Here is a 6,517-nt window from a genome sequence, read left to right on the forward strand (position 1 = left end):
GTCTTTTGCAATGGCGACGTCCGAGGCGCAGAATAAGCATCCCCTAATGGATAAGAACAAAATGGAGGAAATGCCATGGTCGCCGAAATCAGCAAGGCAAGTTTCGAGAAGGAGATGGATAGTCCGCGACCGACGCTCCCGGCCACTCCAGGCGAGATCACGAATACGCTCAGCCATTATTATCGCGGCGAGCTCGGCCGCATGATAAGCTGGCGGGATCGCATCGACCGAACATCGAATTGGGCAATCACAGTCGCGGCGGCACTCCTTTCAGTCTCTCTGTCAACGCCCACGTCACACCATGGCGTGCTGCTTTTCGGGATGATGCTGATAACCCTATTGTTGCTCATCGAAGCGCGCCGCTACCGCTTCTTCGACATTTATCGCTCCCGTGTACGCAAGCTGGAGCGGGGCTATTTCGCGCAGGTTCTTGCGCCGAATGGTGACGCCAGGCCCGATTGGGCCGGGGCCATCGCCAAGAGTTTGCGCAAGCCGCAGTTTCTCTTGAGCTATCCCGGGGCGGTGAAGCGCCGACTGCGGAGAAATTATTGCTGGATGTACCTCATCCTGCTTCTCGCATGGTGCCTGAAGATTACGACACCCAAACTCCAAACCGAAGGAAATCCGCTGACGCAGGCGCATTCATGGAGCTATGTCATCGACAACGCGGCGCTTGGCCCGATTCCGGGTTGGGGCGTACTCTGCATTGTGAGCTTGGCCTATGTCGGCATCCTGTACGGCACACTGCATCGCGAGATGGACGAAGACGAATTCGTCCAGGGGGAGGCTCATGTCTGACCGGCGCTTGCTGCACAGTCAGTTGAGGATGAACTCGCCTCTCAGGGCGCGCCATTCGGTGGCCGAGATGAGTTTTCGGTGTATGTAGCGCACCGAATGCAACGGCCCGTCCAGCTTTTCCTGCCAAAATTTCAGGAAGCTACGCATCTCGGGAAAGTCTGGAGCAAGATCGTAGTCCTGCCAGATGTAGGTCTGAAGGATCGCTTGGTGATCCGGCATCCTGTAGATGATTTGAGCCGTCGTGAGGCCGTAGCCCTGAAGCTGCCTTTGCATGTCCTTGTGCATCGTCGTCTCGCTTCTGGTTCCAAACGATCGCTTGTTAGCGATCTTGGAAATGGAACCATCACATGCTTAACCGAAGCTTGACGAATTGCCAGCGGTTTATGGATTTGTTTTATAATTTCAAATCGTTAGCAGCTATCGTTGGTGAGTGCTGCCAGGTTCTCAGCGTTTCAGGTGGCGGGTGATGCGACGCTCGATCCAGCCCCAGAGGTGGCGCAATGCTTCGACCATGCTGAGGTAGAAGATCGCCGCCCAAAGGTAGGTCTGATAGTCAAAGGTGCGCGAGAAGGCGTAACGCGTTTCACCCATCAGGTCGAGGACGGTGATGATGGCGACGACCGCCGAGCCCTTGATCAGCAAGATGATCTCATTGCCGTAGGGTCGCAAGGCGACGATCAGCGCTTGCGGCAAGATAATCTTGCGGAAGGCGATGACCTTGTGGATGCCGAGCGAGGCTGCGGCTTCGTGCTGGCCGCGCGGAACGCTCTGGATGGCGCCACGTAGGATTTCAGCCTGATAGGCGGCCGTATTGATGGTCATCGCAAACAGGCCGCAAAACCAGGCATCGCGGAAGAACCACCATAGTCCGACGGTTTCCAGCTGCGGACGGAAACTGCCGAGACCATAGTAGATGAGGAAGAGCTGCGCCAACAGCGGCGTGCCGCGGAACACATAGACGTAGCAGTAGGCGATGCCGTTGATGAACCTGTTCTTCGACATGCGGGCAAAGGCTACCGGCAACGACAGGATGGCACCGAAGAACACCGAGATCACCACCAGCGCGATCGTCGTGTACAGACCATGCAGATAGCGAGGGCCATAGCGGGTGAACTTCTCCGGATCCCAGCCGCTCACGACCATGGCGACCAGCGCAGCCGCAAGGGCGGTCCAGAGTGCGACGACGATGTAGCCGGTGATGCGCGTAGCGGTGATCGGCTTGTGCGCTTGCTTCGGCGCCGGCTGTGCCGGAATGAGCGTCTGGGCGTGGCTCATCGGCTAATCTCCGACCGCTTGGCCCACCGCTCGATGTAGCTGAGGCCGAAGGAGGAAATGACAGCAAGGCCGAGATAGAGAGCGCAGGCGACCGCGTAGAACAAAAACGCCTGTTTGGTGACCTTAACAGCCACACCGGTCTGGCGCAGGATATCGGCAAGGCCGATGATAGAGACATAGGATGTGTCCTTGAGCAGGATCATCCAAAGGTTCACGAGGCCGGGAAGGGCGATGCGCACCAGTTGCGGTAGCACGATCAGGAGCAGGGTGCGGCCACGATGAAAGCCCAGCGCGTCGCCGGCTTCGTACTGGCCTTTCGGAATGGCGCGGAACGCCGACAGCAACACTTCCGAGCAATAGGCGGAGAATACGACCGAAAGGGCGATCATCCCGGCGAAGAAGGCGTTGATTTCGATGCGGCCGTCGTAGCCCATGGAGGCGAGGATGGACTGGATCAGAATCTGCATGCCGTAATAGATGATGAACAGCGTCAGCAGTTCAGGCAGGCCGCGGAAGATCGTGGTGTAGATGCCGGCAGCAAGACGGACCGATTTCTCTTCCGATTGCTGGCCCAGCGCCACGAGAAAGCCGATGATCAGTCCAATTGGCAGGGTAACCAGAGCGACCGCAACGGTGACTTTCAGACCGGCGGCGATCTCATCGCCCCAACCAGTGTCGCCACAGGCCAGGATCGTCGAAGAACCGAACCAGGTGAAGAGTCCTGCGGGTCCGCAAAGCGGATCGAAGATGTAACCAATCCAGGCCCAAAATGAGCCTAGTGCGGAAAATAATCCGCCCATGCCAGTTTCCCCTCGCGGTTTGTACCGCTTTGATCTTTCTATTCTTGTCAAACAAAAGTGGCGGAAGAGCAAGCCTTCCGCCATCAGCTTTATGGGCGACCTACAGCTTTTCTTATTCGCCGTAAACGTCGAAGTCGAAGTACTTGTCCTGGATCTTCTTGTATTCACCGCTGGTGCGGATCGCGGCGATCGCCGTGTTCAGTTTTTCACGCAGTGCGTCGTCGCCCTTGCGGACGGCAATGCCTGCACCCACGCCGTTGATTTCCTTGTCGACCGGGAGCGGCGTCAGGATCTTGCAGCATGCGCCGGCATCCGATTTGACCCACTGCGACAGAACGACGATGTCGTCGATGACGGCGTCAACGCGGCCGTTCGCGATGTCGAGCTTGTACTCGTCTGCTGTCGGGTAGAGCTTCAGCTCGGTATCGGGCAGGTGCTTTTCAGCGTAGTTCGAGTGGGTGGTGGAGGTCTGCGCGCCGATCATCTTGCCCTTCAGGCCGGCAACGTCGGTGACGGTCGAATCCTTCGGTACGGCGATTGCCGGCGGGGTGTTGTAATACTTGTTGGTGAAGTCGACGAGCTTCGAGCGCTCCGGCGTGATCGACATGGACGAGATGATCATGTCGAATTTCTTGGCCTGCAGCGCGGGAATGATGCCATCCCAGTCACTGCTGACGATGGTGCATTCGGCCTTCATCTCGGCGCAGAGCGCGCGGGCGATGTCCATGTCGAAGCCCAGGAACTGGCCGCTGGCGTCAACATATTCGAAGGGTGGATAGGTCGAGTCTGTGCCGATTACATACTTCTCGCCATCAGCCATGGCGGCGCCTGCGAAAAGAGACATCGCGGCGACGGAAACGGCGGCAAGAATACGGGTGGAGATACGCATGTTAGTCCTCTCTGTTGGTGCTGCCGCTCGTGTTCTTCTTTTGGACGGCGGCTGAGCAGGGCGGTGCTGGGCACTGCCTTGACGCGATACTCAACCCTTTTTCTATGGAATTGCAACTGGAATCGGAGGGACGCGGCGAAGGGTCAACTATGGCGAAGATGAACAATGCCGCACTGCCACATTCATACCGGGTTAATAGTCCAGTTCCTAAAACTCGTGGAACAAATGCAGTCCTCGCGCGGTTTTCGCCGCGGGTGATTGCCCCAAAATCGGACGTGGCCACGACTGCGTCTCAAGAACATAAAGTCAACGAGGAGCCCCTATGGGAATGAAATCCAGATTGTTTGCCAGTGCCGCCTTTCCGCTGTTGTCGCTGTCGCTTGTAATGCCCCCAGTGCATTCTTTTGCCGCGGTTGCCAGCGTTGAGCAGGTTCGCACGGCGCCGGAGGCGGTCGCGGGCAGCTTCGAGGTTGCGCAGGATGCAGCACCTTCAGACGAAGAGATTCTGAAGAAGCGGCGGAAACAACAGGATGGTGGCGGCGAGCAACAGGCGCCAGCGGCCCAGGAGAAGCCACAACAACAGGAAGCCCCTGCCGAGCAGCCGCAGCAACAGCAGGAAGCGCCTGCCGAAAAGCCCCGCAAGCAGCCTGAGCCGGCAGCCGAAGCGCAGCCCGAGCAACAGGCAGCACCGGCCGAGAAGCCGCGCCGCCAGCAAGAACCTGCCGCCGAACAACAGTCTCAGCAGCAGGAAGAAGCTCCCGTCGAAAAGCCGCGCAAGAAGCGCCAGCCCGCTGCCGAGCAGGCAGAGCCCGCCGCTCCGCAGGAGCAGGTAGCTCCGGCTCAGGAACAGCAGCCCGCGGACAACCAGGAAAAGCCGCGTCGAAATAAGCGCGACAAACAGCCATCGCAACAGGAGGCCGCGCCGCAGCCCCAGACAGAACAGGTCGCCCCGCAGCAGGAGCAGGCTCAGCCGCAGGGTGAAGAGTCGCAGCCCAAGGGTAAGGGAGGCAAACAGCAGGCGACTGAAGGTTCCGAACAGCCGGTAAAGCCGCGCAAGAAGCCGGCCGCCGCTGAAACGCAGCAGCAGGAAACGCAAAAGCCGACAGCGGAACAGACACCCGTTCCACAGGAATCGCCGGCGCCCGAAAAGGCTCCGAAGCCACTGGAAGCTCCGACAGCCGAAAAGCCGCCAGTTCCCGCACAGGAGCCTGCGACAGAGGCCGAGCCTGGCGGCACACAGCCGACCCAGCAGCAAGGCGAGCAGGTGCCCGCACCTCAGCAGGGGGAGCAAGCTCCGGTCCAGCAGCAGGGCGAACAAATCCCGGCTCAGCCAAACGGCGCACCAACCGATCAGCCGGTAACGGGCCAGGCCGAGCAGGCTATCCCGGCACCGGAGAAGATCACGCCCAAGGAACTCGAGCGTCGCAAGGAAATTGCCGCGGATCCGAGCAAGAGCACGGAGACCGTCGTTTTGCCGGTTGAGAACGGTGCCGCCGTTCTCGATAGCGACAAGGACGCCGACCGCTCCGGTGGCATCCAGTCCCGTCGCGATCGTGACAGGCAGCGTGGCCAGGAGCAGAATTTCCGCGTTCCGAAATCCGACGCTGACGCCCAGATCATAACAGAAGGCGCCAAGGCCGCCCCGATCAGGATCGAAGCCGTCACCAGCGAACAGGGCCAGCGTCTCGACAGGCGTCCGCAGTTCGAACAGCCGGAAGGCGCACGCTTCGGCGAGCGCGGCGACGACAATCGCGTGATCATCCAGATCAACAACCAGACGATCATTCGCGGTGATGACGACCGGCGCTTCCTGCGGGATGGCGAACGTCCGATCTACGAGCAGCTGCCGCGGGACCGTTACCGCGAGACGATCGACCGTGACGGCTATCAGATCGTGACGATCCGTAACCGTTATGGCGACATCATTCAGCGGTCGCGCGTCGACAATCGCGGGCGTGAGTCCGTGCTCTACTATTCGCCCGACCTCTATGAAGATCCGGACCGCGGCTACTTCGAGGATCCGGGCCGTGATCTGCCGCCGATGCGCCTGCGCATTCCGCTTGATGACTACATCATGGACACGAGCAGCGACGACGACCGCGACTATTACGACTTCCTGCGCGAACCACCTGTGGAGCCGGTGGAGCGTGTCTATTCGTTGGATGAGGTGAAGTATTCGGCCCGTATCCGCGACAAGGTACGTCGTATCGACCTCGATACGATCACCTTTGCGACGGGTAGTGCCGAGATCCCGATGAGCCAGGCGCGCAGCCTGCGCAAGGTTGCCGATGCGATCAACGAGGTGCTGCGCAAGGACCCGTCGGAAACCTTCCTGATCGAAGGTCACACGGACGCTGTCGGCTCCGACCAGAGCAACCTCGTCCTGTCGGACCAGCGCGCAGAGTCGGTGGCGAACGTCATGACTGACGTCTACGGCATCCCGCCTGAAAACCTGGCAACACAGGGCTACGGCGAGCGTTACCTCAAGGTCAATACGCAGGGGCCGAACCAGGAAAACCGCCGGGTTACCATCCGTCGCGTGACGGCCCTCGTACGCCCAGTCGCCTCGCGCAACTGAGCCGAGAGGCAGAACTGATCGAAAGCCGCCGGAAGACCGGCGGCTTTTTCGTTGTGCGCGAGGCATGGCGCGTCGTGGGAGGGCACCGTTTGACCTGGATGGTATCCGGACTGCGACTGATCCGTCGCTACCTGCAGGCTGGGTTGATGACGGGTGGGATGGAAACGGCACGCAGTG

At 59.8% G+C, this 6,517-nt stretch carries 6 protein-coding genes; 2 read left to right on the forward strand and 4 right to left on the reverse strand.

Going from position 1 to position 6,517, the window contains the following annotated elements; translation table 11 throughout:
- Nucleotides 1–75 precede the first annotated feature (75 nt).
- Nucleotides 76–798 carry a DUF2270 domain-containing protein gene (locus tag PMI09_RS29185; RefSeq protein ID WP_007802835.1) on the forward strand — a complete coding sequence of 241 codons (723 nt, stop codon included), beginning with the start codon at nt 76–78 and terminating at the stop codon, nt 796–798.
- An 18-nt stretch (nt 799–816) separates the two neighbouring features.
- On the opposite strand, the gene PMI09_RS29190 is transcribed toward PMI09_RS29185, so the two are convergent.
- From PMI09_RS29190 to PMI09_RS29205, 4 genes are all read right to left on the reverse strand, one after another.
- On the reverse strand, nt 817–1,083 hold the full coding sequence (locus tag PMI09_RS29190; protein WP_007802837.1) for an usg protein: 267 nt from the start codon (nt 1,081–1,083) through the stop codon (nt 817–819).
- Nucleotides 1,084–1,242: 159 nt separating this feature from the next.
- On the reverse strand, nt 1,243–2,073 hold the full coding sequence (locus PMI09_RS29195) for an ABC transporter permease (RefSeq protein WP_007802838.1): 831 nt from the start codon (nt 2,071–2,073) through the stop codon (nt 1,243–1,245).
- Nucleotides 2,070–2,873: an ABC transporter permease gene (locus PMI09_RS29200; RefSeq protein WP_007802840.1), complete on the reverse strand. Its 804-nt coding sequence runs from the start codon at nt 2,871–2,873 to the stop codon at nt 2,070–2,072. The genes PMI09_RS29195 and PMI09_RS29200 overlap by 4 nt, the downstream gene beginning before the upstream one ends.
- Before the next feature lie 112 nt (nt 2,874–2,985).
- Nucleotides 2,986–3,762, reverse strand: coding sequence for an ABC transporter substrate-binding protein (locus PMI09_RS29205; protein WP_007802843.1), 777 nt, complete (start codon nt 3,760–3,762; stop codon nt 2,986–2,988).
- A gap of 322 nt (nt 3,763–4,084) precedes the next feature.
- Between PMI09_RS29205 and PMI09_RS29210 the strand changes: the two genes are divergently transcribed.
- Nucleotides 4,085–6,340: an OmpA family protein gene (locus tag PMI09_RS29210; RefSeq protein WP_007802846.1), complete on the forward strand. Its 2,256-nt coding sequence runs from the start codon at nt 4,085–4,087 to the stop codon at nt 6,338–6,340.
- The last annotated feature ends 177 nt before the right edge of the window (nt 6,341–6,517 follow it).

Origin of the sequence: Rhizobium sp. CF122 (assembly GCF_000282035.1) — a bacterium.
GTDB lineage: Bacteria > Pseudomonadota > Alphaproteobacteria > Rhizobiales > Rhizobiaceae > Rhizobium.